This is a genomic window from uncultured Actinomyces sp. (genome assembly GCF_963526355.1).
In the GTDB taxonomy this organism is placed as follows: Bacteria; Actinomycetota; Actinomycetes; order Actinomycetales; family Actinomycetaceae; genus Actinomyces.
This window is the reverse complement of sequence record NZ_CAUROW010000016.1, coordinates 20,588-47,219: the sequence shown is the minus strand read 5'-3', so window position 1 is coordinate 47,219 and position 26,632 is coordinate 20,588. Positions and strand designations below refer to the sequence as shown.

Annotated in this window: 22 protein-coding genes and 1 pseudogene; 9 read left to right on the top strand and 14 right to left on the bottom strand. The window is 62.7% G+C overall.

The features are described from left to right. Positions 1-115: 115 nt before the first annotated feature. The 10 genes from RWR81_RS05690 to RWR81_RS05645 all read right to left on the bottom strand — a co-directional run bounded on the left by RWR81_RS05690 (position 116) and on the right by RWR81_RS05645 (position 5,951). The gene (locus RWR81_RS05690; protein ID WP_314455709.1) at positions 116-487 is read right to left on the bottom strand and encodes a transcriptional regulator; all 372 of its coding nucleotides are present in this window, start codon (positions 485-487) and stop codon (positions 116-118) included. Continuing rightward, positions 477-1,025 carry an Asp23/Gls24 family envelope stress response protein gene (locus tag RWR81_RS05685; RefSeq protein WP_314455706.1) on the bottom strand — a complete coding sequence of 183 codons (549 nt, stop codon included), beginning with the start codon at positions 1,023-1,025 and terminating at the stop codon, positions 477-479. The genes RWR81_RS05690 and RWR81_RS05685 overlap by 11 nt, the downstream gene beginning before the upstream one ends. Then, positions 1,022-1,678, bottom strand: a complete 657-nt coding sequence (locus RWR81_RS05680; RefSeq protein WP_314455703.1) for a sigma-70 family RNA polymerase sigma factor — start codon at positions 1,676-1,678, stop codon at positions 1,022-1,024. The genes RWR81_RS05685 and RWR81_RS05680 overlap by 4 nt, the downstream gene beginning before the upstream one ends. Beyond that, positions 1,668-2,315 carry a hypothetical protein gene (locus RWR81_RS05675; RefSeq protein WP_314455701.1) on the bottom strand — a complete coding sequence of 216 codons (648 nt, stop codon included), beginning with the start codon at positions 2,313-2,315 and terminating at the stop codon, positions 1,668-1,670. Before RWR81_RS05675 ends, RWR81_RS05680 begins: the two co-directional genes overlap by 11 nt. 13 nt (positions 2,316-2,328) lie before the next feature. Continuing rightward, positions 2,329-2,877: a DUF6286 domain-containing protein gene (locus RWR81_RS05670; protein WP_314455698.1), complete on the bottom strand. Its 549-nt coding sequence runs from the start codon at positions 2,875-2,877 to the stop codon at positions 2,329-2,331. Further along, positions 2,874-3,290, bottom strand: coding sequence for a hypothetical protein (locus RWR81_RS05665; RefSeq protein WP_314455696.1), 417 nt, complete (start codon positions 3,288-3,290; stop codon positions 2,874-2,876). Before RWR81_RS05665 ends, RWR81_RS05670 begins: the two co-directional genes overlap by 4 nt. A gap of 2 nt (positions 3,291-3,292) precedes the next feature. After that, on the bottom strand, positions 3,293-3,469 hold the full coding sequence (locus RWR81_RS05660) for a hypothetical protein (RefSeq protein ID WP_314455693.1): 177 nt from the start codon (positions 3,467-3,469) through the stop codon (positions 3,293-3,295). Between the two features lie 32 nt (positions 3,470-3,501). Continuing rightward, the gene (locus RWR81_RS05655; protein ID WP_314455690.1) at positions 3,502-3,978 is read right to left on the bottom strand and encodes an Asp23/Gls24 family envelope stress response protein; all 477 of its coding nucleotides are present in this window, start codon (positions 3,976-3,978) and stop codon (positions 3,502-3,504) included. A gap of 289 nt (positions 3,979-4,267) precedes the next feature. After that, complete coding sequence (locus tag RWR81_RS05650) at positions 4,268-4,525, bottom strand: GlsB/YeaQ/YmgE family stress response membrane protein (RefSeq protein WP_314455688.1); 258 nt, start codon at positions 4,523-4,525, stop codon at positions 4,268-4,270. A 163-nt stretch (positions 4,526-4,688) separates the two neighbouring features. Further along, positions 4,689-5,951, bottom strand: coding sequence for a DNA recombination protein RmuC (locus tag RWR81_RS05645; protein WP_314455686.1), 1,263 nt, complete (start codon positions 5,949-5,951; stop codon positions 4,689-4,691). A gap of 248 nt (positions 5,952-6,199) precedes the next feature. Here RWR81_RS05645 and RWR81_RS05640 point away from each other — a divergent pair, with 248 nt between their 5' ends. From RWR81_RS05640 to RWR81_RS05630, 3 genes are all read left to right on the top strand, one after another. Further along, positions 6,200-7,840 carry an alpha/beta hydrolase-fold protein gene (locus tag RWR81_RS05640; RefSeq protein ID WP_314455716.1) on the top strand — a complete coding sequence of 547 codons (1,641 nt, stop codon included), beginning with the start codon at positions 6,200-6,202 and terminating at the stop codon, positions 7,838-7,840. A gap of 104 nt (positions 7,841-7,944) precedes the next feature. Next, entirely contained in the window at positions 7,945-9,030 is a 1,086-nt protein-coding gene (gene ychF / locus RWR81_RS05635) for a redox-regulated ATPase YchF (protein ID WP_314455684.1), read from the top strand. Between the two features lie 14 nt (positions 9,031-9,044). Beyond that, positions 9,045-9,743, top strand: coding sequence for a zinc ribbon domain-containing protein (locus tag RWR81_RS05630; protein ID WP_314455719.1), 699 nt, complete (start codon positions 9,045-9,047; stop codon positions 9,741-9,743). Positions 9,744-10,108: 365 nt separating this feature from the next. Here RWR81_RS05630 and RWR81_RS05625 read toward each other — a convergent pair whose 3' ends face one another. Further along, on the bottom strand, positions 10,109-10,825 hold the full coding sequence (locus tag RWR81_RS05625; protein ID WP_314455681.1) for an AIM24 family protein: 717 nt from the start codon (positions 10,823-10,825) through the stop codon (positions 10,109-10,111). Positions 10,826-11,419: 594 nt separating this feature from the next. Then, positions 11,420-15,109 carry a DUF5979 domain-containing protein gene (locus tag RWR81_RS05620; protein WP_314455678.1) on the bottom strand — a complete coding sequence of 1,230 codons (3,690 nt, stop codon included), beginning with the start codon at positions 15,107-15,109 and terminating at the stop codon, positions 11,420-11,422. A gap of 887 nt (positions 15,110-15,996) precedes the next feature. Here RWR81_RS05620 and RWR81_RS05615 point away from each other — a divergent pair. The 3 genes from RWR81_RS05615 (at position 15,997) to RWR81_RS05605 (ending at position 18,331) form a co-directional block, all read left to right on the top strand. Further along, entirely contained in the window at positions 15,997-17,601 is a 1,605-nt protein-coding gene (locus RWR81_RS05615; protein ID WP_314455675.1) for a Na+/H+ antiporter, read from the top strand. 224 nt (positions 17,602-17,825) lie between these two features. Then, positions 17,826-18,077, top strand: coding sequence for a type II toxin-antitoxin system Phd/YefM family antitoxin (locus tag RWR81_RS05610; protein ID WP_314455672.1), 252 nt, complete (start codon positions 17,826-17,828; stop codon positions 18,075-18,077). Further along, on the top strand, positions 18,077-18,331 hold the full coding sequence (locus RWR81_RS05605; protein WP_314455669.1) for a Txe/YoeB family addiction module toxin: 255 nt from the start codon (positions 18,077-18,079) through the stop codon (positions 18,329-18,331). The genes RWR81_RS05610 and RWR81_RS05605 overlap by 1 nt, the downstream gene beginning before the upstream one ends. A gap of 274 nt (positions 18,332-18,605) precedes the next feature. Here the strand turns inward: RWR81_RS05605 and RWR81_RS05600 are convergent, their stop codons facing one another. Next, a complete protein-coding gene (locus RWR81_RS05600; RefSeq protein ID WP_314455667.1) occupies positions 18,606-21,236 on the bottom strand; it encodes an exo-alpha-sialidase in 2,631 nt (876 codons plus the stop codon). A gap of 374 nt (positions 21,237-21,610) precedes the next feature. Between RWR81_RS05600 and RWR81_RS05595 the strand changes: the two are divergent. From RWR81_RS05595 to RWR81_RS05585, 3 genes and pseudogenes are all read left to right on the top strand, one after another. After that, positions 21,611-22,042: pseudogene (locus RWR81_RS05595) on the top strand (MFS transporter); the annotation flags it as partial. Then, entirely contained in the window at positions 22,032-22,343 is a 312-nt protein-coding gene (locus RWR81_RS05590) for an FAD-dependent oxidoreductase (protein ID WP_314455664.1), read from the top strand. The pseudogene RWR81_RS05595 and the gene RWR81_RS05590, both read left to right, overlap by 11 nt. Before the next feature lie 273 nt (positions 22,344-22,616). After that, positions 22,617-25,505: an AAA domain-containing protein gene (locus RWR81_RS05585; RefSeq protein ID WP_314455661.1), complete on the top strand. Its 2,889-nt coding sequence runs from the start codon at positions 22,617-22,619 to the stop codon at positions 25,503-25,505. A 228-nt stretch (positions 25,506-25,733) separates the two neighbouring features. Here RWR81_RS05585 and RWR81_RS05580 read toward each other — a convergent pair whose 3' ends face one another. After that, complete coding sequence (locus RWR81_RS05580) at positions 25,734-26,306, bottom strand: STM3941 family protein (protein ID WP_314455658.1); 573 nt, start codon at positions 26,304-26,306, stop codon at positions 25,734-25,736. Positions 26,307-26,632 lie beyond the last annotated feature (326 nt).

Here is a 26,632-nt window from a genome sequence, read left to right as displayed (position 1 = left end):
CCCAGGTACCACCGCAAGTGACCATGGCCCGGGGGGCCCCCGGGCGGGCCCGGGGGCCCCCGACGTCGGCTCGTACCGCAACCTGCACAGGGCGGGAGCCCTCCGGGGTGGACAGCTATAGCAAAGACTGCACCCGCACCGTGACCTGAGGCGCGTTCCGGTCCCCAACGCCGGAGGAGTCGGAGCCCTCGCGCGTCTCGGAGGCGTCGTCGTGCTCGCCCTCCTCCGACAGAGCCCGGATGATGGTCTCCTGGACGTCGCGCACGATCTCCTTGACCGGCCGTGAGCCGTCGATACCGATCTCAATGACGGCCCTGCGCGAAGCCGATTCGACGACGACTCCGAAGCGGGCCTGACGAGGGTCCTGTTGCCGGATGTGGCTGCCGATCGCCCGTAACGTGCTGCCTATTCCCGGCTCGATTCCTCGTACTCCGGGGACAGCAGTGACCAGGCTGGCAAGCTCTGCCGCTGAGAGGCTAGTCGTCATCGTGGAGATCCTCGATGTGGACGTTGACGGTCGGGGACACCCCTAGGTTCTCATGGCAGGCTCCTCGAACGGTGTCGCGGACCCGCTGGGCGAGCTGCGGCAGGCTGTCCACGCTGACGTGGGCGGAGATCCGGCAGGAGATGGTCTCCGGAACCCCCAGCCCACGGTGGTCTCCATCCGAGGGCCCGTGTTCGAAGGAGGATCGCAGGGCGCGTGCGCCGGGCACGGAGTCCACGGTTCGCCGGATGAGTGCCCGCAGCGAGAACTCGGACATGCTGTAGGGCCCCAGGTCGGTTGCGGGCATCTGCACCTGGGCGCCGTGACGGGTCTCGGCGATGACGGCGTCCATCAAGTGGCGCTGCGGCATGACCGAGGTGCTCGCCTGAGACTCCAACCGGTCCCACTCCTCGTGGAGGGAGGCGATCAGACGCAGGTACTCCCGCGTGTCCGTTTCATCCTGCTCATGAGACCGGGCGGATGACCCGGCCGACGCCGTCGAGCGTTGGGTACTGCGTGAGAGCTGGTTGACGGTGCTCATGTCCACTCCTTCATCTGGCGCATGACGAGAGAGCGAGCGCGCGCCAGCCTCCCGCGGACGGTGGACTCGGTGACGTTCAGGGCGTGGGCGATCTCCTCGTAGGACATGTCGTCAACCTCTCGGAGCACCCAGACGATGCGCAACTCGGGTTTCACGGAGGACAACAGGTCGGCCAGCGCCTTGATCTGGGCGTTGACCTCGCTGGACTCAGCCGGGTCAGCGGTGCTGTTCGACGTCGTCTCCGCCATGGCGCTTGCGGTCTCAAGGCTCTCGGCGTCGTAGGGGTCGGTGGCCCGACGTTGGCGCTTGCGCGTCATACTGGTGGCCTTGTTGGTACATATCCGCATGAGCCAGCCCCGAAAGGCGGCAGGCTCCCTGACCAGGTGAAGACTGCGCCAGGCCTGGATGAGGGTCTCCTGGACGATGTCCTCACTGTCGTGACGGTTCCGCACGATCATGTAGGCGGTGCGGAACAGGCGCCCCTGGTAACGCTCGACGAGCTGTTCGAAGGCGTTGATGTCTCCGTCCTGGGCACGCAGGACCAGATAGCGGTCCCTGCCATGGGAGGGGGCGGGCGGAGCGCTCGGTTGCGCGGCGTGGTGTGGACTCGGGCGAGGTGCCGGCACTGCCCCGTCCTGCTTCTCATGCGTCATCGCCATCCCCGGTGCTCTTGGGTGCGTGCCGCCCTGTGACGGTCTGCGAGACGTTGCGCGAGCTCGAGGAGCGCTCCAAGTGCACCAGGGTGTCGATTCGCCTGGGGCGCGTGCCCAGGGACGTGGTCACGTCATCCTCGAGTCGGCGCCTGAGATCGGCGACGGCCCACTCGACCTCGCAGCCCTGGGACACGGTAGTGGTCGCTTGAACCCACAGGCTGGTCGAAGAGCCGGTGACCCACACAGTGCACCGCTCCACCCCGGGGACGTCCTGGGCCCGCTCGGACAGGGCCTGAGCCAGGACGTCGGGGGCGACGGTGGCCAGCAGGACGCCCTCGGAGTCGCTGAACCTCAGGGGCGAGGCGGCCGCCTTGCGGGGGACCTGCATGGCGAGTAGGGCCAGCCCAGCGATGATGGCGAGGACTGATGCCGTCGTGGCAGTCGGCAGGAGCCAGTGCGCCTGGGCCGCGATGAGGCTGTCCAACCGGTCCTGCGCAGTGGCTAGGATCGGGGCGACGTCGGGCCACAACCGACCGGTGCTGAGGCCGGAGGCCAGTGGCCAGGACGCCGCCGCCACGATGAGAAGTCCGCAGCCGGCCAGGGCCGTCCTGTTGAGGACGCCAGATACTGAGCGCATAGTGTTTTCCTTTTCAGCTCGTGTGCCGGATCCGCACGCGGCTACGTGTGATGCCCACGGGCTTGAGTGCGTGCAGGGCCTCATCGGCCTTCTTACGGGCGGCTTCACGCACCGGTGCGAGGTCGTCCAGGACGCTGAGGGCGACGATGTCGACTTGGGAGCGACGGGTGGTCACGGCGACGGAGTGGACGCCGTCGACCTGCTCGATCTGGATCCTCACCAGGCTGGCCAGGTCCCGGCGCGTCACCGCGGTCTGTCCGGGGACGGCGTCGGGGAGGATCTCGACGTGCTCGGGGACTCCCGGCCACAGGGCCATGAAGATCATGACCAGGCCGCATACGGCGACGATCCCGGCGGTTATGAGCACGGCGGCGGATCCGAGGGTGGCGGATCCGACGGCGTCGAGCGTGGTGGCGGCCCGGTCTGGCCAGGTGCCGCTCATGATCCGGTGCCCCAGCAGCCAGACTCCCAGACTTCCGGTGGTGATCAGCAGCAGAGCCAGGATGACGCTGGGAAGGATACGGGACGGGCGACGAATGAGTGTCTGTACGGGTGCTCTCATTTCAGGCTCTTCCTGACGTGGCTGCTCGGATTGAGCCAGGAGATCTCGATGTCGATTCTGCTGACTCTCAGCCCGGTGAGGTGCTCGACGCGGTTGCGCACGTGTGCGCGCAGATCCTCGATGGCGGAGGTCAGCGGTGTGGGGAAGACCAGACCGAGGTCGAGGTGGAGGACGGCGACCTGTCCGTAAAGGTCGCACTGGGCATCGGGCCGGGAGGCGAAGTTACGGCGGGTGCCGATTCCCATGATCCCTCCGGCGTTGGAGCCGACGTCGCCGGTCTCATAGGCGGCCTGGGCGGCGATCTGGGCGACGACCCTGGCCGGAATGGTGGTGACTCCGCGCTGTTTCCGGGAGGGGGTTTCATCCTGGGCGGGCCCCGGCTGCGTGATCGCGGGCTGGGTCGCGGTCGCCATCGTCACTTCCTTCGCCGATCCAGGATGCTTCGGACATCGACCCGGCCCTCCAGGTAGAGGCCCACCGCCAATCCGGCCAGGCCGCACAGGGCTACCAGGACGAAGTCGGCGAAGGAGCCGAAGGCGAGAATGGTTCCAAGGAACAGGCCCACCAGGAGGGCCAGGTACGTTGTCTTCATGAGAGCTCCTCAGATCAGGACATTGAGACGGATCACTTGAGGTCGGCGGCGTCGGCGGTGTCGGAGTCGTCGTCGGGAAGGTGGACGTCGGTGACGTTGATGTTGACCTCGACGACCTCCAGGCCGGTGGTGCCCTCGATCTGCTCGATGATGTTGCGGCGGATGGCGTCGGAGACCTCGACGATGGAGACGCCGTACTCGACCACCACGGTGACCTCGATGGCGGCCTGGGTCTCGCCCTTCTGGACACTGATGCCGCCGGCGACGTTGGTCTGGGCGTTGGGGATGCGGTCGGTCACCGCGCTGAAGGCGCGACGCACGGCGTTGCCCATGTCGTAGACGCCGGGCACCTCACGAGCGGCCATGCCGGCGATCTTGGCGACGACGTTCTCGTCAATGGTGGTCACGCCGTGCGAGGTCTGGAGGGGACCGCGAGGGGTCTTGCTCTCCTCGGCCTGCTCATTGCGCTCGCGCTGCTGGCCAGTCTGGGGAATGACGTTGTTGCTCATTGGAGCCTCTTTCGTTGATCCGTGAGATGGATGGTGACGGAATGTGGTGGTGCGCGGGCCAGCAACTGTTCTGTCAAGGTGCCAGGTGGCTTCCGTGGCCGGCTCGTGTGACTGGCCGTCTTGACTGACTGTCTTTGCTGTCCGTCATGACTGCCGCGCTGATAGGAGGACGCTGCCGGCCGGGGAATCCTCACGATTCCGGTCTATGGCGTGCGTCACAACAACGGCGAGGCGGGTTTCATGAAGGCGGTGAGTGCCTCCACGAAACCCGCTTCGGGGTGCTGGGGGTCTACTTCCGGCCGGTGATGCCCAGGTAGATGGAGATAGCGACGATGGCGGCGACGATGGACAGGGCCCAGCGGATCCAGTCGACCCCGGCGGTCTGAGCGACGCCGAAGAAGCCGGCCACCGTGCTTCCGATGAGCGCGCCCACGGCGCCCAGCACGATGGTCCACAGCACCGAGATGTTCTGCTCGCCTCGCATGATGAGTCGAGCCAGAGCTCCGATGATGGCGCCGGCGATGATCATTCCGATGATTGACAGCATGGTCTCTTCTTTCGACGGTGTCCGATGAGGCGGGAGTGCGCCTCACTCACATGGACGTTGGTATGGTTCTGGAGCGTGCCAGTCAGTTATGAGACGAGAGGCGACGCTTCCCGATAGACGCCATGGAATGGTCAATCGTCATGGGCCGGGAGTGTGGCATGCGTTATAGTGCTGTAACGTCGTCCTGCCCTTCGGCGGTGAGCTCGGGCGCGGTGAAGGTACGCACCTGGGCGGCGTCGGTGCCAATGAGCGCGGGGGAGTCCACCTGCTCCCCGAGGGTCTCCAGAGATCGGGCGGTCACCAGCAGCCGGTTCTCCATGGAACCGACCGCCTTGTTGTAGGCGGTGACGCTTCGCCGCAGTGCCCCGCCCAGCGCATCGAGATGGCCGGCGACGGTCCCCAACCGCTCGTAGAGGGTGCGGCCCAGCTCCAGCAGCTCGCGGGCGTCGTCGTTGACGGCGGTGCGGGCCCAGGCCGTGGCGCAGGTGCGCAGCAGGGTCAGCAGCGTCACCGGTGAGGCCAGGGCGACTCCGCGCCCCAGCGCGTGCTCCAGAAGCGCGGGGTCGGCCTCCAGGGCGGTCGAGAGCACGGCCTCAGCCGGGACGAAGAGCACCACGAGCTCGGGTGAGTCCCCCAGGCCCCGGTCGTAGCGGCGCGCGGCGAGCTGGTCGACGTGTCCGCGCAGCGCCCTGGCGTGGGCCTCCAGGAGCTCCCGGCGCCGTTGCTCCTCCTCTGGGGAGGCCCCTTGGACCGCGGCGGCCGCCAGGTAGGAGTCCATGGGCGTCTTGGCGTCCACGGCCAGGTAGCCGTCCCCGGGCAGGTGGACGACGACGTCGGGCCGGGAACGGCCGGCAGCCCCTTCACCGGCGGCCGAGCCCGTTGATCCCGCCGGGCTGCCGCGCCGCTGGACCAGCGCCCCGATGGTGCGCTGCTCGGAGAAGTCCACGTGCCGCATCATCCCGGAGGCCTCCAGGACCCGGGCCAGCTCGACCTCACCCCACATTCCGCGCGCCGAGCGTGAGCGCAGCGCCCCCTCCAGACAGGCCGTGGAGCGGGCCAGATCCTGCTCGCGCAGGGCGGTGGCCCGCAGCTGCTCAGCCAGGGCCGCGTGCTGTTCGGCCCGCTGCTTCTCCAAGGACTCCACCCTGGCCCCCACCTGCTCGAGCTGGCTGCGCACCGGTGCCAGGGCCCGCAGCACGGAGCCATCACGCTCGGCGCGCTCCTCGGCCACCTGGGTGCGCGAGGACAGCTCCTCGGCTCGTGCCTGCCACTGGGCGGCCTGCGCCCGCAGCTCCGCCACCTCCTCGTGGTCCGAGCGGTCCACGGTGGTGCGCCGGGCGATCGCACCGATGTAGCCGATGACCACCCCGATCGCCAGACCGACCAGGAGCAGCAGGATGGGAAGAAGGACGGATGAGGAGCTCATGAACCGATGGTGCCCCGAGGGTGTGACATCTATTCCGGTGCCTTGAGCGATCTTTCCAGTGGGTCTTGTCCATCCCCGCGTGGCCATCGACATCGCCACGCCGATCGTCTCTCAACCGACCGTCCGGACCTGGGTCGACAGTCCCCTGCACGACCTTCTACGCCTCTCAGAGGAGGCGAAGAGACCAACGGCACGGCTTCTTTGCTACCTCGGGAGGATGGTTGTCAGCTCAGGTAATGCCATTCTTCATGGTTGTGAGCCTCTTGCACAGCATCGATCTGACCAGCCCCAGGACGATCTGGTTCGTGGCCGTCCTGGCCGTCCTGGCCGCCGTCGTCGCCGCGGTGCTCCTGCCGCGGACCCTGTCGGACGCCAGAGGGGAGCAGCGCGCTGATGCCCCCGATGTCGCCGAGAGGACCACGAATCCCGGGAAGCCCGGTCACGAGCGCCCGAATGCCCGCGCGGTGCTGCGTGCCGCCGGCCGCTGCACGGCACGCACCGTCATGGTGATCGTGCCGGTACTGCTCGTCGTCGGAGTCGGCGGTCTGCTCGTCAACCTACCCATGCACTATGTGCGTACGCTCGGGGACGTCGTCGAGGCCGCATCTCCGCAGGCGCATAACGCCTCGCGCATTGCACCGTTGCCGGACGCCTCTGTCTACGATGCGGTCCCGGCCTCGGCCTGGAAGGCGTCCTTCCAAGACGTCGGCGACGGCTCGCAGAAGGGCACCTGGACCGGTCCGGTCAGTGGCATCACCCTGCCGGTGCGCGTGGTCCTGCCCGCCGACTACCGGCCCGACGACGGACGCACCTACAACGTCATCGAGGGCATTCATGGCTGGGTCGGCGACCCGGAGTCCCTGGTGACGGGTTTGTCCTCTCCCAAGGCTCTCCAGGCCGCCATCGACTCCGGCCGTATCCCGCCGTCGATCATCGTCATCCCCTCGGTCAACGTGGACGGCAACCAGCACGACTGCGTCGACATCGCCGGCCGCCCGGCCGTCGAGACCTGGACCGCTGAGGAGATTCCTCGCATGATCCAGGCCAGTTTCCCCAACGTCTCCACTCAACGGGCCGGATGGCTGCTCATGGGGGTCTCGGCAGGGGCCTACTGTGCGGCCCGCACCGCCTTCGACGTCCCTCAACGCTTCGGTTCGGTCGGCGTTCTGTCTTCCTACAACCGCCCCACCGAGGGCGCTCTCGCACACAGCGGTCAACAGCTGCAGGCGCAGAACGCCCTGTCCACCCTGCTGGAGCAGCGCGTTCCCGACGGCCTGCGCTTCTACGTGATGGGAACTCAGGACGACGCCTACGGCGCTGCCAGCACGGCCTGGCTCATGGAGGAGGCGGCTCAGGAGCCCGACTCCGTGTCGATCGACACCCCACCCCAGGGCGGGCACTCCTGGTTCCTGTGGACCGACCGTTTCCCGGCGATGCTGACCTGGTGGGGATCCGACCCGGCCGTCTTCGCCGCGGCCGGCCTGCCCGCACCTGAGGGCGATGCGTGGACCAAGGCGGCCGCTGAAGGCATCGGCCCCATGTCGGTCACGCCCAAGGACCGGCGTACGGTGGGATCGGCCTCCCCGATTCACGCCGCACCCTTCGAGATCAACGGTCTGGGCACCATTATCGTGGCTGTGGGCGTGTCGCTGGCCGCTATCGCGGTCGCCCTGGTCTGGTCGCCCCACTGGGGCCGACGGCGCGGGGACAAGAAGCCCTCAGCGTTGCGGCTGGGGGGCGTGATCCTGGGACGTTTCGCGGTGGTGGCGCTTGCGGCCGTCCTCATCACGGCAACGGCGGGGATCGGGGTCAATATCGGTGGGGGCTTCTACACCTCGTGGCATGACCTGTGGGCCTCGATCCGGGTGACTGACAACTCCAGCAGCTGAGGAGTGCGTCGGGCCTTACCGGGTTGGAGCGGTTGACATAGGCGACGCGAGCAGGTGCGCCGTCGGGGCGCACGGTGTCGGAGGGGCCGTCTAAACTCTCCTGCGTGGCACTTACCATCGGAATCGTCGGACTGCCCAACGTCGGCAAGTCCACCCTGTTCAATGCTCTGACCCGCGCGACCGTCCTGGCCGCCAACTACCCGTTCGCGACCATTGAGCCGAACGTGGGGGTTGTGCCCCTGCCGGATGCGCGCCTGGACAAGCTTGCCGAGCTGTTCCACTCCGTGAGGGTGGTCCCGGCGACGGTCTCCTTCGTGGACATCGCCGGGATCGTGCGCGGTGCCAGCGAGGGCGAGGGGCTGGGCAACCAGTTCCTGGCCAACATCCGCGAGGCGGACGCCATCTGCATGGTGACGCGTGCCTTTGAGGACCCGGACGTGGTCCACGTGGATGGGAAGGTGGAGCCGTCCGGGGACATCGAGACGATCAGCACCGAGCTGGTGCTGGCGGACATGCAGACCCTGGAGAGGGCGATCCCGCGCCTGGAGAAGGAGGTGCGAGGTAGGAAGACGGAACCGGTGGTGCTGGAGACGGCGCAGGCGGCCCTCAAGGTTCTGGAGGAGGGGACGCTGCTGTCCGCCGGGGCGGAGGCCGCCGGCATCGACGCGGAGGTGCTGAGGACCTTTCAGCTCATGACCACCAAGCCGTTCATCTACGTGTTCAACATGGACGACGCTGGGATGAGCGACGAGGCCCGTCAGGCCGAGCTGCGTGAGCTGGTGGCGCCGGCAGAAGCGATTTTCCTGGACGCCCAGTTCGAGGCCGAGCTGGTGGAGCTGGAGCCCGAGGAGGCGGCGGAGATGCTCCACGAGAACGGCCAGGAGGAGTCCGGCCTGGACAAGCTCGCCAGAGTCGGTTTCGACACCCTGGGACTGCAGACATACCTGACGGCGGGGGAGAAGGAGTCCCGGGCGTGGACGATCCGCAAGGGCGCGACGGCGCCCCAGGCGGCGGGCGTCATCCACACTGACTTTGAGCGAGGCTTTATCAAGGCCGAGATCGTGAGTTACGATGACCTGGTCCAGTACGGCAGCGTTGCCGAAGCCCGCGCTCACGGTCGAGTGCGCATGGAAGGAAAGGACTACGTCATGAGCGATGGGGATGTGGTCGAGTTCAGGTTTAATGTGTAAACTATGAAAGGTGAATGAGCATGAATTGTCCTAAATGCTCTGCTGCTGTTTCTGGGTCGGACAGATTCTGCTCCCGTTGTGGTAATCCGCTCGAGTTGATTGTCAACAATTCGGTCGATGCGCGTGGTGGAAATATCGAAGGGCCGGTCATTCAGGCTGGTCGTGATGTTGTCTATAACTCGGAGACGCTCGCACCTCCCAAGGCTTCGTATGATGCTGTACCGAAGTGGCGAAGCCCGTTCACGCAGGCGGTACTGTCCTGGATGGGTGTAGTCCTGGGGATTTTTGGAATTGTGCCGATCTGGAAAATTTTTGAACCTTTTCTTGGTGTATTCCGAGGTAAATATACTGTGCCGTTAGTGGGTACTTATTTTTTTCTTTGGATAGTTTCCCTAGTGGTCATTGTCGCGATGCTTTCTTTGGTGCGGTCGCTCCGCGGATTGACTAAGAGGGAGGTTCGAAGGCCGCTCAGGCTTGGATGGGCAATTAGTGGGTATAATCATCGAATTACGCTAGAAAAAATAGAGGTTTCGCACTGCCCTATCTGTAATGGAAAAATGAAATACTATATGAAGCCGATTAAATGGATTGATTGGATCAAAAAAGATGGATCAAGGTGGCGAGAAATTACTGAGAGAACTTCGGCTTTAGAATGCAAGCGAAATTCGGAGCATTGGTTTAAGGTTGATCCTGCAGAAGATAAAGTTGCATAGCTCTCGAGGTGTCTGTTGATGGCTTGGCGTGGGCCGTTGGAGGTGCCGGAGTGGTCGAAGTAGGTCAGAACGTCCTGGCTGCGGCTGATCAGGGTCTTGGTCAGCATCTGGGCCTCCTCCAGCCCGTCGAGGACGGCCTGCCCCGGGGAGTCGATGAGCCGTAGCATCAGGTGCATTCCCAAGGCCCGGGTCAGTTGGCGCTTTCTGGTGACATCCGGCTGTCAAGGGCTGTATCAGGGGACGCGCTCTGCTCGCGATCCTGTCCCTGACCATGGTCGGCGTTCTGACGGCGGCGAGACGATGAGCGGTGCTCGTATCACCGTGCCACCAGATCGCTGGCAAGGCAACAAAATCATGCCATCAGACTACTCACTCAACAATCCACTTAAACCGCCTTTACTTTTACCGCTTTCCTGCGAGGACCCAATGACCGGCTGGCCCTCGCTGGGCTGAACCACCACGAAGCCCGGGCCGTGGAAGGCTAGTTGGAAGGTTTCGCCCGAGCCGCGCCCGATGAGGGAGCCCATCTTGAAGCTGGTCTTGATCTGCGGCTGCAGGTTCGCCGACCAACAGATCGCCGCCTGCGGGTCAACGAAGGTCGGCTGCTGCGAGCAGTCCAGAAGCAATGGCGGCCCGTCGGAGGACACGGCTACCACGCCCTGTCCCTGAACCATGAGATTGAACAGTCCGCCCGCAAGGATCCCAGCATTGCCCAGCATCTTGATGTCGTAGCCCAGGTGCGCATCGAAGGCGAGTAGGGAAGACGTGTTCACCGTGACGGCGTCTCCCTCGAGCTGGAGCAGGAACACATCGTGCGCGCTGCGGGCGAAGAACACCTCGCCCTGCCCCGAGGCGCGCATGAGGCTGCCTCCCTCCCCGGTCACAGCCTTCTTGAGCATGCCGCCCAGGCTCTTCGAGCCCTGATAGGAGAAGTCGATGTTCCCCTGGTATGCGACCATCGCACCCTGTGCGGCCAGCACCTCCGGGCCCAGGCCCACGCGAAGCATCTTACTGGACTGAAGAGTCCAACGCTGGTCGCTCTCCTGCTCGCGGTTGGCTTGATCAAAAAGAGGGCTGCGCATGGAAGATACCTCTGCTCCAAGAATAGGACGATGATGGAACCTGTTGGCAGCAGGTTATGAGTCGGGTGCCGAAAGTGTCTAAGGGGAATACTCCCCATGTGGTCGTCTTCGTGATTACCGTCCATCCCCCGATGGGGCCGGTGTGCGTCTACATTCAGGTCGACAGGTGAGCATCGAGGCCACCTGGGGGCAAGTCCTTCAGGACTCTGCGGATCGTCGACTCGACATTAGGGCCTTCCCCCTCTCCCCGGCCCGGACCGGTCAACTCACCGGAGGCCAGGTCGGTGGCACGCTCCGTTTGTCTCCGGGGCCGGCCACGTCCTTAAGGACACTGGTCAGAAGGCTGCATGATGGGCGGCTGTGGTGGCCGACGGCGTCGCTGCGGGCTCCCAAGCTAAAGGGACGCCCAAAGATCACTCATCGTCCCCATGGCTTCGCGCCCCGTCCTGGCGACACACCACTCTCTGTTAAACCGAACTACTGACCGAGAGTATTGGTGAGCGTAAACCCACAATGCAGTGAGGGGTCTCTGCTCACTCGGGTAGAGACCCCTCACTCAGCAGCGTTGCGGCTGCCGGCTTTCAGTTCCTTGGCTTAGGCCCTGCGGCGGTAAGCCAGCAGCACACCTCCTGCGATTGCCGCCAATGCCAGGGCGAGAGGGATTCCCACATACGCCCCGGTCTGGGCCAGAGACGATCCGGAGTCGTCCTGTGCCGGCTCGCTTGGCGTCGGCTCGCCCGGCGTCGGCTCGCCCGGTGTCGGGTTGCTTGGCGTCGGCTCGCCCGGCGTCGGGTCGCTTGGCGTCGGCTTGCCCGGCGTCGGGTTGCTTGGCGTCGGCTCACCCGTCGGAGGACCCGTGGGGTCTTCCGACGGCGAGTCCGTATTCGGAATCTCGGTGTAGGCGTTGACGAAGGAGGCGCTGGCCACCTGGTCCTTCTCCGAGACCGTCACTGTCCGGGCCTCCGGAGCCGCCAGCGTGTAGCCGTCGATCGCGGCCGCCTTGGCGTCCTCGGTCACGGTGCACTGCGTGCCCGTGGGCACCTTCGGCCCGGCGACCGCCTTGCCATCGGCCTTGGCCTTCAGCGAGCCCTTTGTCCCGTCGGTGCAGGTGTAGGAGAAGGCGAACTCCTTGTCGCCGGCCTGTGCACCCGTCACCGTCTTGAGCACCGAGAACGAGCCGGTCTGACGGGTGTAGGCGTTGGTGAAGGACAGGGCAGCCTCCTTCTCCACAATCGTCACGCTCTGCTTCTCAGGAGTCTTCACGTCGTAGCCGTTGACTTGGGCCGACGACGTCTTCTCCGACACCGAGCACGCAGCCCCGACCGGCAGCGCCGGTCCGGAGGCGGTAGCGCCGTCGCCGTGAGCTGTCAGCTCGCCGCTCACCTCGCCCTCGACATCGGAGGTGCAGCTGTACCCGAAGGTGAAGGCCACGTTCCTGTGGGTCTCGGCGCCGTCGCCCTCCACCTTCTTCGACACGCTGAAGGTGCCGCGATCCAGGGTGTAGGTGTTGACGGCCGAGACGCTCACAGCGGCGGCGTCCCCGCCGAGCACGTCGAAGGTCGCCTTGTCGCCCTGCACGGGTGTGCCGCCCACGGCCAGGGCCGTCGACACGCTCGTGCCCTTGACGGAGGCGTCCTTCTCCGTGAGTGTGCACGACCCAGTCGGCACGTCGCTCACGTGCGTGGTCTCACCGGCCTTGACCACCAGCTGCTTGGGGGAGGAGGCCTTGCCGGTGACCTTGTCGGTGCAGGTGTACTCGAGGGTGAACTCCGTCGGTGCCAGCTTCGCGCCGTCGCCCCCGACTGTCTTGGACACCGAGAAGCCCCCGGTCTGCCGCGTGTAGGTGTTCGTCACCGACACCTCAGGAACCTGATCCTTCGCGATCGTCGCCGTCGTCGCGGAGTAGGCGGTTGAGGCCGTGTAGCCCTCACGCTGGGCCGAGGCGACGTCCTCGCTCAGGGTGCACACCGTCCCCGTGGGGAGGGTCGGGCCGCCCATGGCGGTGCCGTCCATCGGGACATCAAGCGTGCCCTTGGTGCTGTCGGGGTCGTTGCAGGTGTAGCCGACCTTGACGGCCTCGCCCGCCTGCGGGGCGTAGTCGCCCTTGACACTTTTGGTGACCGAGAAGGTGCCGGTATCGCGGGTGTAGGTGTTGGTGGCGGTCACGGCCACGGTCTGGTCCTTGGCGATGGTCACCGAGTCCTGCGACAGGGTCGAGGCCACTGAGTACCCGTCCTTGGCGGCCGACGCAGCGTCCTCCGCGATCGCGCAGGAGACCCCGGTCGGGATCTGCGGGGAGGACACGGCCGTCCCGTCACCGGGGACTGTCAGGGCTCCGTGCACGCCACCGTCGCAGGTGTAGGAGAAGGAGTAGGAGCCGTTGGCCGCACCCTCCGGACCACCCCGGACCGACTTGGCGATGGAGAAGGCACCCGTGTCGCGGGTGTAGGAGTTCGTGAAGGCCGCCGTAGCGACCGGCTCAGCCGGGTCCTTGATGACGACGGTCTGCTCCTCGGGAGCAGTGAGGGTGTAACCGTCGAGACGAGCGGACTCGACGTCCTCCTTCACCGTGCACGTGGTGCCCTGCGGGAAGGTCGCGCCTGCCTGGACGGCCCTCCCGTCGCCCTTGGCGCTCACCTGCCCGGACTGGCCGTCGGAGCAGGTGTATGCGAAGGCGAAGTCCTTGTCGCGCGCGTCCGCAGGAGCCTCGGGGCCGACGACGCTCTTCGTGACCTGGAAGGTGCCTGACGCCTTGACGGCGTCGGCGGTGTTGTTGAGGGTCACCTTGGCCGACACCCGGTCGCCGATTGCCAAAGTGTTGGTTGTGGCTTTACCGACCATGAAAACCGGTTTTCCCCAGGCGTACCCCGAAGGAGCCGGAGAGGCTTGGCTGGTGTCCTCGGACAGGGTGACGACGGTGTCCTTGGGGAAGGTGCCTTGGAATGTGTTGGTCCTGCCGATATGGATGTTAAGGACGGTTGTGCCGGAGAGACCATCGGCGTTGAGCGTGCCGGGGGCCTGCCAGCCGGCGTAGTCGCTGGCTGGGCCGGGCAGGACATAGTGGACTGTGACCGGCAGGGTCGTGTTGGCGACGTCGACGGCGTCCAGGGCGGCACCGCCCAGGGTCTTGGCAACCTCGAAGCCGCCGAAGCCGGGGGCCATGTCCACGGTCACCTTGAATGAGTCGGCGTAACTGCGTGTGAATTCGCCGTGAGCCTCGGATTGATCGAGCGAGGCGGCGTTGGTGTACTGTGCGCCGGCGATGGCCTTGCCGTTCTGGGAGGTGAACGTCACCGGGTAGGAGATCCGGTAGTTGGAATCAGGGGCGAAGGGGCCCGTCACCTTGATCGTGGCGACCTGCCCCTGGATGTCCACGTCCAGGTCGAAGTCTCCGTACTTCACACTCTGGTCCTTGCCCGCCGCATTGGTCAGGGGCACTCCGGAGATGCCGGGTTCGGCGGCGCTGTTGCGCAGTCCGAAGTACCACTTGCTCTTATCCGCACCGAAGGTCATGCCCGAGCCGAGCGTGTCCGTGATACTGATGGTCTCCCGAGTCTGACCGTCCGAGGCGATGGGGTTGCCGTCCTTGGCCAGCTGCTCCTTGATGTAGTCCGAGCCGAAGTTGACCTCCCACGTCATGGAGGAGGAATTCGATGTGATCACGGACGAGACCTTTGAGAATTTGAGGGCGGTGTAGCGCCTCGCCGCGGGGCCCTTGATGCCGCCGGTACCGGGGAGACGCACGCTGACCTTCTGACCGCCGTTGACGGTCATGTCCACAGACTGAGCCGTGGTGGTCTGTGTAATGAGGAGTAGCGCCTGACTCGAGCCCTTGAAATCCTTGAACCCTGCCGCCTTGAGTTCTTCAACTTTTTCGTTGAAGGTGCACTCCATGGTTCTTTCCGTCAGTCTGCATGAGCCCACCTCGGTCGAAGTGCCGTTGTAGGGAAGGTTGAGGGGGATGGTTTTCGGGCTCTCCAGGTTCTTGAAGTGGCTTCCGAGGTCGACGGAGAAGGAGTCTCCCGGATTCACGGTGGTCTTGGTGGCATCCCACGAGTAGGACAGCTTGGCCACGTCCTGTGTGGTGAGGCCATCTGATGGGAAGTCATTGCCGCTTCGGTCCGACTTGATCAGAGTGAGGCCAGACAGTTCGACGTCGGTGTTGACGGCGGCTTGAGCCTGCAGGGGCACGATCATGCTCGTAAGCAGGGTCAGGAGGGCGAGCCAAGCGGCTGTCGACTGCCTCCTTGACGCAACGCTCCTGGTATCGGCAGGAACCTGCATGTACACATCCTCTTCGTTAGGGAATGGCGGTCTGGGGATGACCATGAGTAACTGGTGCAGAGTATCGCGAAGAGGAAAATGGGGACAACTCCTTCGGTATGTTTGTTGATAACCTCAAGAATGTTATTGAAACGTCATAAAAATGTTGTGAAAAAGAAATTCTGGGGCTGCATCAATAGCGGCTATCTCTGTGTTTTTGCTGCAGTTTGAGAGGCATTCCTAGAGGTGATGATCGTCCGTATCTTCTCAGGTTGGAGACTGCTCGTCTCACTCTGAGGGTAAGCTGTGAGGTGTAATTTGATTGTGTCAAGAAATATTGTCACCCCCATGTGAATGCCATGAAAAATGAGGAAAGTGTGTTTGAGGGGGTGGTGGGTGATGTGGGGTGATTTCGGCTGACGTTGACGGTGTGGTGAGATGATTCATCTATTTATTTCACTTATGTGCAACCTCTAAACCTTGAGTTGTTCTTATATTCGCCGGCGAGTGTGTGAGCCGGCAGGAGGTTGCTCACCTGTTTCGATCGCCTAAGAAAGGGGGTCGCTCCCTCGATGCCTGTGAACGGACTCTCACGGAGTCTCGTGCCCACCTCCGACCTCATTGCAGGGCCGTCGCAGGACACCGTTCGGCTGAATCCTGTCGGCGTTGCCCGAGAGCTTGTCGGCTCCGAGCTCCGTAGCGTCCACCTGCGCTTGATCCGTGCCAGGTGACCCCGCCGGATGTGGGCGGAGGTTGCGTATGCGAATCGAGGCATCGACAGGGGAGTCGGAGAATGCCTCTGTAGGCTGTGGCCGGCTCAAACCCGCCCACGGTCCGGCCAGGTACCTCCCCGAGCCGGCCGCAGTCAGCCCACCACACTCAGCGCAGGAAGGGAACCCGGCAGCCTCATGACCATCGACATGATCGTCGCAATCATTGCCGCCTCGATTGTCGCCTACGTGATCGCCAACAGATTTCGCCTCATTGCCCCGGTGCTTCTGATCGCTGCGGGCGTGGGGGTCGCCTTCCTCCCGGTTGGGGAGGAGATGCACCTGCCCAGCACGGTGGTTCTGACGATCTTCCTACCGATCCTCCTGTACTGGGAGTCGCTGTCGGTCTCCCTCAACCGCATGCGCCGAAGCCTGCGCGGCATCATCCTCAGCGCCACGGTCCTCGTCGCCATCACCGCTGCTCTCATTGCCATCATCGGTGCCCTGATGGGGCTGAGCGTGGGCGCTGCCCTCCTCATCGGCGCCTGCCTCGGCCCTACTGACGCCACCGCCGTCTCCAGCCTGGGACGCGGCATCAACCCCAATGGCCGCACCGTTCTTCAGGCCGAGTCCCTCCTCAACGACGGCACTGCCCTGGTTGTCTTCGCCATCGCCCTCCAGACCGCGCAGGACTCCTCCGGCGTCACGGTCGGCCTCGTCGCCAAGGACCTCATGCTGTCATTCGGCGGAGGCATTGGTGTAGGAGCGGTCATCGGCGCCGTCGTCACCAAGATCGGCATCCGCATCCGCACCATCACCGACGACCCCATGCTCGCAACGATCTCCGCCCTGGCCACCCCGTTCGTCACTTTCTTCCTCGCCGAGGAGATCGGCGGCTCGGGCGTCCTGGCCGTCGTCACCTGCGGCATCGTCGTCTCCCGCTTCGCCGCCCCGCACATGTCCCTGGGGTCGCGTGTCCTCGGGACCCCGTTCTGGACGATCCTCACCTACATCCTCAACACGATTCTCTTCGTCATGGTGGGCGTCGCGCTCCCCGGGATCGTTGCCGAGCTTCCTCGCGCCGACCTCGTCCGCGGTCTCATCCTCATCCCGGTCATTTACATCGCCATGGTGGTGGGCCGCTTCATCGGCCAACACCTCATCATCTACTCCATCCGCTTCCTCGACCGCCGCCCCGAGCAGTGTCTGCGCCGTACCAACTTCCGCGGCCGCGTCGTCTCCACGGTCGCCGGCTTCCGCGGCGCGATCTCCCTGGCCATGGCGCTGTCCATCCCGGTCGCCTTCGACGCCGCCGCCTACGCCGAGCGCAATCTCATCATCCTCGTCGTCGCCGGCGTGACCCTCCTGTCCCTCCTCATCCAGGGGCTCGCCCTGCCCCACGTGGTCCGCTGGGCCAACGCCAAGCCCTCGGTCGGCATGCGGACGGCCGAGTCGTTCGAGTCTCAGGAGACCGAGGTGCTTGCTGAGATTCTGAGCGACACCGTCAGCCAGATCGACGCTATCGCCGATCGCACCGGCGTCGACGACGACGCGGTCATCGCGGCTGTGCGCGCCGATTACGAGCGCCGCCACCGCTGCGTGAGCAACGTCGACGCTGAGGAGGAGGCGTGCGTCTACGGTGGTCCGGAGAGCACCCTGCGGCTCGCCGTCATCGACCATCTGCGCCGGCGTGTGCACGACCTGCGCTTCTCCGGCCGCATTGACGACTCCACCGCCTCCAACGTCAACCGGCGCCTCGACGTCGAGACCCTCCACATCAACGGCCCCATCGACGTCGAGTAAGTCGGCGGGGAAGAGCAACAGCGGGAGTTGAGGGCTCGGCGGCCCGGCGGCCAGTGGTATCGGCCGCGTTGTCAGAAATCGCGCCCGATGACTGCCATCGTGATCGTTGAGGCGCGGCATGTGGCTGCTCGGGTCACGTAGGAGAAGTCCGAGTGCGGAGGTGCTCGGTCGATTGCGCCAGGTGGTACCGTAATCAGGTACCACCTGAGAAAAGAGGTGCTCTCATGTCGATCAGTGCAAGCGAGGCTCGCAAGACGTTGTACCCGCTCATCGAGCGAGTCAACGCCGATCATGATGCTGTTGAGATTGTTTCGCGTAAGGGCAGTGCTGTTCTCATGCCTGCCGACGAGTACGCCGCTTGGCAGGAGACTGCCTACCTGTTCCGATCGCCTGAGAACGCTCGACGCCTTCTTGATGCGTATGACCGGGCTCGTTCGGGCCGCACTGAGATGCATGACCTCGACCGGGAGGACTGATGCGTCTCGTATGGGACCCGTCCGCTTGGGAGGACTACAGGCACTGGCAGACGGCAGATCGCCGGATCCTCAAACGGGTCAACACACTCATTGATGCTGCTCTTCGCGATCCCTTCGGAGGCATTGGTAAACCCGAGCAGCTCAAGTACGGCGCCTCAGGTGCGTGGTCGCGGAGGATCACTGACGAGCATCGCCTCGTGTACCTCGTCGTCGGCGATGATCTGGTGATTCTCCAGGCCCGCTACCACTACTAATGGTGAAGACGACCGTCTCAACGTTGAGTGCAGAACCCGCCTGCTGCGCGCCAGGCAAGTGCATCCACCTGCGTTTGATCCGTGCCAGGTGACCTCGCCGGATGCGAGCGGAGGCAGCGCACGTGAATCTTCCTGTCCAGCATGCTGTGGCACTCCTGTCCCATGTCAGGTCAGATCGATGGGAGGGTAATGGGAGGGTAGCAGTGAGGGGCGGGGTGCCTTTGCACCCCGCCCCTCACGGAGCGCTCAGAGCCAGTTCGGGCTCAGCCTCGGCTCAGTTCTTCGAGCGACGGACCCGCAGAACCAGGTAACCGCCCACGACCCCGACGGCTGCAAGGCCCAGGAGCAGCAGCACGTTGGTGCCCGTCCGGGACAGGCCGTGACTCGGCTTCGCCGCAGCCCCCGTTGCCGAGGCGCCCGGAGAATCGGCCCCGTCGGTCGGCTGCGCCATGGCGCCGTCAGTCGGTCGATCGATCTCGTCGGACTGTGTGCTGGGAGTCGGCGTCACCCCAGGAGCCTGGCTCGGCGTCGCGCTCGACGACGGCTCACCTGACTGCGTCGGCAGCGAGGTCGCGTCCGGGCTCGTCGTCGACGGCGCCCGTCCCGTCGCGCTCGGCACGGGCGCAGAGCTCGGGTACTCGCTCGGTTGACCCGACGGCGCAGCGCTGGGCTGCTGGGTGGACGCCACTGAAGGCTCCTGTGAGGGCTCAGCAGATGGCTCCGACCCTGCAGTGGGCTCGGTGGCGGGAGCGGTCGGTGCGCTGCTCGGCTCCGGTGCGGGCTCGGTGGTCGGCCCTGTGGTGGGCGCGCTGCTCGGCGCAGTCGTCGGCTCGGTAGTTGGCTCAGCACTTGGGGCGGTTGTGGGCTCGGCAGTCGGTGCGGGGCTCGGTGATGTCCCCGGATCCTGTGCCTGCGCCTGCGTGCACTGGTCGCCGAGCCAGTTCATCGTGAAGTTGCGGTACCAGATGCCGCCGTAGTTCGCGCCCCCGCTGGCGTCCTCGCTGAGCAGGCCGATACTGCCGTCGGACTGCACCGCGATCGTCGTGTAGCCGACGAAGGGCTCGTGGAAGACCTTACCGGTCACCCAGGAGGCGCCGTCGTCGCAGGACATTGAGATGGTTCCGCGGTCGCGCGACCACGGCCGCGGGTTCGGCGAGTGGCTCAGCAGCAGCACCTTGGAGCGCGGGTCGCCGGGGGCGGCGTTCGGGAAGGCCCGAATGATCTGGGCGTTGTCCACCGAGTCGGGCAGGTTCTTGTCGCTGGCCGGATCGCTCCAGGTCTGTCCGCCGTCGGTGGAGGTGGCCACCTTACGGAAGCCGGAACCGTCCGAGGCGCGCGAGTTGAGCATGAGGGAGCCGTCGGAGAGCTCGACGACCTTGTTCTCGTCCATACCGGTGCCCACCGGGGAGCCGGCCTGCCAGGTGGCGCCGTGGTCGTCGGAGTAGACCGAGACCGCCTGGACCGCGCCGTCCGCAGTCTTGATCGTGTACTGCTGCACCAGGCGTCCGGCGTGAGCGCCGTGGTGGATCTGGATGCCCTGGCCCGAGGCCGCGAAGCGCGAGACCCAGGGGTTGTCCTTCGTGATGTCCGCGGTGATGGTGCGGTGCGTCCAGGTCCAGCCGTTGTCGGTGGAGGAGGAGACCTCGGCGTGGATGACGTTGCGGTCCTCGGGGTCGGTGCCGGCTCTCGAGCCGCCCCAGCCCTGGTCGTAGGACTTGACGTGGAAGTTGAAGATCGTGCCTGTCTGATGGTCAACGACGTAGCTCGGGTCGGAGTAGCCGACCTTCTGACCCGTCTCAATGCCCTGGTGGATGTAGGTCGGTGTCGACCAGGTCTTGCCGCCGTCAGTGGAGCGGAGCTGGACGATGTGGTTGGGGTTGGGTGCGTCGCTGCCGCCGTTGCCGTTGTCCTTGGGACGCTCGTCGTAAGCGACCAGCAGGTCACCGTTGGGGGCGGTGGTGATGGCCGGGATGCGGTAGTTGTCGGTGGCCGTGTTGGCGGCCAGGTGCTGGGCCTGGCTCATTGAGGCCGGCAGGTCCGTGCTCGCGTCGGGCGCCGGGGCGGGCTCGGCCTGCGGGTGGTCGCCGACGACGCTGATCGGGTCGCCGGTGGCGGTGAGTGTCTGGAGGGTGGCGCCGTCGGTGCCGGTCGCCGTCAGGGTGATCGACGGAGTCCACCGGCCGGCGTCGGCATCGGCCTGTGTGATCGTGTGGGTGAGCGGCTTGCAGTTGTAGACCGCACCCTTGCCCGGCTTGAGGCCGCCCCAGTGGCACTGGCGGGCCAGGTCGTCGAAGGAGGAGCCGATGGCGGCGACGTTGATCGTCTTGTCCGACACCGAGCGGATGCGCACCGTGTAACTGACGGTGTCTCCCAGCTTGTAGGTTTCCTGATTCGCCGCCGGTGTGAAGGACTCGACTCGAAGCGAGGTGGGCTTGACCGGGCTCATTGCGCCGCTGATCGTCTCCGGGGTGTTGAGGGCTTGACCGGTGTACTCCACGGCCTTGACCTCGTAGGCGATCTGCGGGGTGAAGCCTCCAGCCTCGAGGTCCTCGGCGGTCACCGTGTGCGTGGCCAGACCGGCGCAGTCGGTCTTGGTCACTCCGGCTGGGATGTTGCGCCACCGGCACTTGGAGACGTTCCCGGACAGGTTCGTCGAGGCCGGGGCGTAGGAATGGGCCTCATTGCTGGTGTTGGTGAGGGTGATGTTGAAGGTCATGACGTCTCCGACGGCGTAGAGGCCGTCTGCAGGGACGTGCGTCTGCGTGATGGTGATATCGGCCAGGCCATCAGAGGTCGGAGTAGCCTGTGCCGGGGGTGCGGCGGCGATCAAACCGGTGACGGCAAGGGCCAGTGAACCCAGAAGGGTCGATATGCGCCTCAGAGTGGAGGGCTGTGCTGTTCTCATAGGGGCTTCCGTTCGGGATGATGAGGCGACCTCGCCTCAGAGGGGGGAAGTGTCGAACCAGGAGGTCTGACATCTCACAAAAAGATAACGGATTGTTGAGAACCTACAAAGTCGGGCGAGTCGCCGACGGTGCATGCAGTCCGTCCGTTTGAACGGTGATGCCTCGGAGGGGTGAATGTGGGCGAATGTTGCTGTGGAGGTCGGTTCGGGCTTGGCGGCGACTCAAGAAGTGAACTAGATCACCAATTTGTCTGTCTAATGCCCGTTGTAACGGACGGAAATCGCGCCTTCCTATAGTCTCTCCGCCACTGGACATCAGATGTCAATGACGACGTCGGCCGTGGTGCATATCAACGAAGAAGGTGCACCACCTCATGACCACCACAGCCTCTCCGGGCCGTAAGGTCTCCTCCCCGGGCAAGCAGTCCAACCTGCAGGCGCGCGCCGCCGCCCGGCGCTACGCCACCGTCCTGGCCCTCATCGCCACCCTCGGCCCGTTCTTCTACGGCTTCGAGGGCATGGTCCTCAACGGTGCCATCAAGCCCGTCGGCAAAGAGTTCCGCCTCGGCGAACTCGCCAAGGGCGTCGCCGAAAGCGCCGGCATCATCGGTGGTCTCGTTGGCGCAGTCCTGGCCGGCCGCATCTCTGACAAGATCGGCCGCAAGACCACCCTCATGTGGGTCGGTCCCTTCCTCGTCTTCGAGGCCGTCTGCGGGGTCTTCAGCCCCATGCTCGGCTCGTACGGCTACCCCTGCCTGCTCCTGTGTCACGTCGTCGGCGGCTTGGAGCAGTCCGATGCTCTCACCCCGCTGCAGGTGGCTTGAGGCTCGACATGCCGCACAGGTCGATCGGCTGGCTGAAATACGTAGCAACAATGGTGGCATAAGCGATGAGCCAGTACCTGAGCAGACCAGCATCTACGACGTTGTCGTTATTGGTGGCGGGCCAGCGGGGGAGAACATCGCACAGAACGCCACTGAGGGCATCGACGTGACCGCGGTCCTCATTGAGGACGGGCTCTTGGGCGGCGAATGCGCCTACTGCGTCTGCGTGCCCAGCAAGGCTCTCCTTGTACCTGTTGACGGCGCCGCCGACAGTGAGATCTGACTGCGACTCATCGAGTCAGTCCCGAGCGAGGTCCTTTACGGACCTCAGTCGTTGAATGAAGAACTACATCTGTGAAGCAGGTGTCTCGCATCTGAGCTGAGAAAAAGTATCCTCTCGGTAGGTTTGAGGTCGGGAGGGTGATGATTCCTACAAATTTACTTCTCTAGATTTGGGTACTCGACTGAACTTTCTGATCGGTCATCAAGAACGTGTTGCAAGGCTCCTGCTGCAACTAACGTGAAGACATCCTGTAGTTCGTCTTAGGAGGGACCTATGATTGATGGTAATAGATTTCGCGTATTGATTCCCGACAACAAAACAGGTGTGCTATACGATCGAACGGAGTCCATAAAGTGGAGTAATCCCGAGGATGGTTACATTAAGGGGCAGTTCAGAGATGGCGGCGCTTTCGGGTATCGGCACCCGAAAGCGCGCTTCCTCGAGAGGGTTGCAGACCTTCGCACTCTAAGACCGACCGAGCTGCTTGAGGTAAAAGGGGAGGTATGGCGCCCCCCGCTCATGATTGCTACTTTCACCGATGTCTATGACGGATCGTATTCAATAGTTCGATTCTATCGCGATAGCAGAATGTTAGGAAAGGGACGCCTCCATCATCCCGACGATGTCAGACTACTGGCTTCGGCCACGGTTGCTGGAGATGGTGTTGATGTCTTCGAGTATTGGAAGAATACAGCATCCATACTGGATAATAATGACCCGACCCGTTGTGCATTTGAGTCGGTAAAGTTTGTTCATCCCGACAGCGTGTTGTCTGCATTCATGGAGGGAGTTAACTTCCAGACATCAGAAATTCGGTCACCTATTATTCTTCCCTTTCAAAGCAACGAGGATCAGAAAGCTGCGGTAGAGAAGGCGCTTTCTTATCGAGTTAGTGTTATTGACGGCCCTCCTGGGACTGGAAAAACGGAGACCATACTTAATATTATTGCTAACATTCTTATGATTCCTGGGGCAACGGTCGGAGTTGTGTCTTTCGGTAATGCTGCTGTTGAGAATGTCAAGGACAAACTTGACGAGGCTGGGTATGGATTCGTGGCAGCGCGTGTGGGCAACAAAAAATGCGTCAGTTCCTTTATGGCCGGCCAGGAGGCGCGTGCAAGTAGTATTACTTGTTGGTTGAACCACGAGTCTGTGAACAGTTCTGTGCAGTCTTCTGGAGATCAGGTGATGAATAACCTGAAGCAAACAGAGGAGCAATTGCATGGCGTTTGGAATTCCTGTCGAGAACTTGCTAAGGTGCGCAGAAAAATCGAAGGATACTCTTTGGAAGCCGCTCATTTGGAGCGTCGAGCCGAAAGTTGTGTTTTACCCGATTTAAGTGAACTACCTCTGCTACGCAAGAGTTCTGGGCGCATCCTCGAGTATTTGGCTGAAACTACTGTGTGTCCCGATCTTCCTGAAGGTGTAAAGGGGCTTATTCCGCGTATTCGCAGATACTTCAAGTACGGCAGAACGAAGGACGTGGATGCGCGTGATGCTGATACTATCCTTGGCCTGGAAAGGGTATTTTATGCCAAGCGAATTGAGGAGTTAGAACAAGAAGGGCGACGTTTGCAGAGTAAGGTCGGCAATCGTAATTCTGAAGCAATTAGAGCCAAATATCAGGAAGGTTCTCGAGTGCTTTTGGACCTTGCGTTGCGGCAACGTTACTTAAATAGTGGGCGCCCTGTATTCGATGAAAAGGATAAAGCGATCCAGAAACGCACATCGGAGTTTCTGTCAGAGTATCCAGTGGTTCTTACGACCTGCCATTCGATTCGGAGAAATCTGTCGGAAGGGCATCTTCTAGATTGGGTAATTATTGACGAGGCGACTCAGACAAATTTGCATGCAGCTGCTTTGGCTATGAGCAAGGCGAGAAATGTTGTGGTGGTGGGGGATCTTAAGCAGCTCGGACCGATTATTGACAAAAGGCTGGAGACTGCTTTGATCTCCCCTCCACGTCCCGCATACGATGTTACTGAGCACTCCATTCTCTCGTCCGTCACCGAGCTCTACGGACAAAAACTTCCTCGAACGATGCTGCGTGAACACTACCGCTGCGCGCCTGAGATCATCGAGTTCTGCAATAAAATGTTCTACAATGGAGAACTGATATCCATGAAGGCTAAAAAGTCGGATGATCAATGGCCTACCTTAATGGTTCGCAAGACGGCTCCAGGAAATCACATGCGAACTTTGCGTCGGGCTCTTACTAAAGGCACGTACAGTCAACGTGAAATCGATACTGTCGAGGAGCTCATTGGTGGTGTCGTTGACGGTGTGGATTTTAGGGAAATCCTCGGAGGTGAAGAATCGGGAAGTGATTATATGTTAGGCATCGCAACTCCCTACAGGCTCCAGGCGGACAGGCTCAGCGAGGCCATTTGCAGTACGGCTGACCTCCCTGAAATGAGTTCTCTGAGCGAGACGATACATAAGTTTCAAGGACGTGGGGCTAAGGCGATGATTCTTAGCACGGTTGTCGACGAATCTCGTATTGGTCATATGAAGTTAAGGTTCGTTGATGATCCGAGAATGATCAATGTCGCCGTTTCTCGGGCCAAGGAGAAGTTCATTCTCGTAACCAATCACGATGAGGTCCCTCGAAGCAAGATAATTAAAGCGCTCATCGACTATGTTAGATTTCAGAATCCAAATCAAGTGACTGAGAGTGAGGTGCTTTCGGTTTTCGATCTTCTTTACAAAGAATACTCTGAACGACTTAATGAATTTGCTTCGCGGGTTCATGGGGGCAGTAGGTATAAGTCTGAAAACATAGTGTGGACTCTTCTGAATGAGATTCTTGCTGAACCTGCTTATGAGTTTCTTGAGGTGGTTTCGCAAGTGAGACTTCGTGACTTGCTTCCCAACCTTGATAGGTTGAATGAGCGACAGAAAGAGTTCGTCCGTTCTGTGTCGGCCATCGATTTTGCTGTATACCATAAGGTAAGTAGGCGAATGCTGCTTGCGATTGAGGTTAACGGAACAAGATTCCATGAAGACAGCCCTGCGCAACAGGTGCGGGATGAGCTGAAAGCGCAGATAATTGGTATCTACGGTGCTGACATGCTTGTGCTGAGAACCAATGACAGCAACATTGAATCGACGGTGAGAGATAGGTTGGATCGGATTCTGGTTCTAGATGAGAGAAGGGGATGAGGTGTGTATCACCAGCATCGACCATGTCGTACTGATGGTCCTCCATTAATGCGAGCGTCGACTTCTTCCCTCGGGCTCTGGGGCGCGGAGGATGTCACCTTTGGGTAGGAGGGGACAGCGTTGCGCTTCGGGTACTGTCCTTTTGGCTCGACTGGCGTAAGGGGTATGGGGCGGTCGGCGTCGTCCTCGGAAGTGTTTTCTCTGCTTCGGTATCGGGAGGTGCGTCCTTCAACGGTAACGTCGATGGCATTCCTGAAGGAGATCTCGTAGGTCGTCACGCGATAGGGTGAATCCGTTGGGAAAAGTAATTATTCCGTCTCCTACCTTTCGGTAGGAAATAATCAGGAACTGCTGACGGGCGGGTGGGTGTGAGTTGAGAAAATTCTCGTGTCGCTCTATGCCGACGGGGGTGAGCTGGCACATTAGAATTTCCTGGTTGCGTGCGAATCTCTGGATGGAAATCTCTTCAATATCGGACCATTCGGCCCGATCGATGATACCGCCGTTCTTGTTCTCAATCCTCAGTTCCTGGGGAGTGAGTGTCAATCGTATTCCCTGTGTCAACTTCCTGTGGGTCGCCAGTGTTGCGAATCCGAACATGGTAATGAGTAGTAGGCCGGAAATTGATAACGGCAGAGGGGCGTCTGGGTTGTTTGTAAATGATATGGCGATTAGCATTGCAGCGCCGATTGTCGCCAAAATGACGCATATGATAAGCTCGAAGACGAGTCGGGTAGGCGATGAGGGGATGATCAGGATTCCATGACGCTCCAGTTCTGCACATTCTTCGCTTCCTGACACTCGCGTCCCGCCTCTCCCTGTGTGCTCTGTCGTCTATGTTTATGTTGTCATGTCGGTTGGTGTGGGATGTGGTGGTCGATATAATGTGACTCAGATCATTGTTTCGACTGTCTAATGTTCGCCTCGGCCTCGATCTTTCATCGGCTGGTTGAGTTGAGACGGCTTGGGGCTGATTGTCATGCGTGGGCGTGGCGGCCTGTCGTGCGTCGGGCCGTGGTGGTCGGGCCTTCCGGGGGCGGGGGAGCTTTCTCGGGGACGTGGTGAGCGGGGGTGGACGTCTACTTGGTGGCGAAGGCGGTGGGTCGGTAGTCGTCGACGTCCTCGAG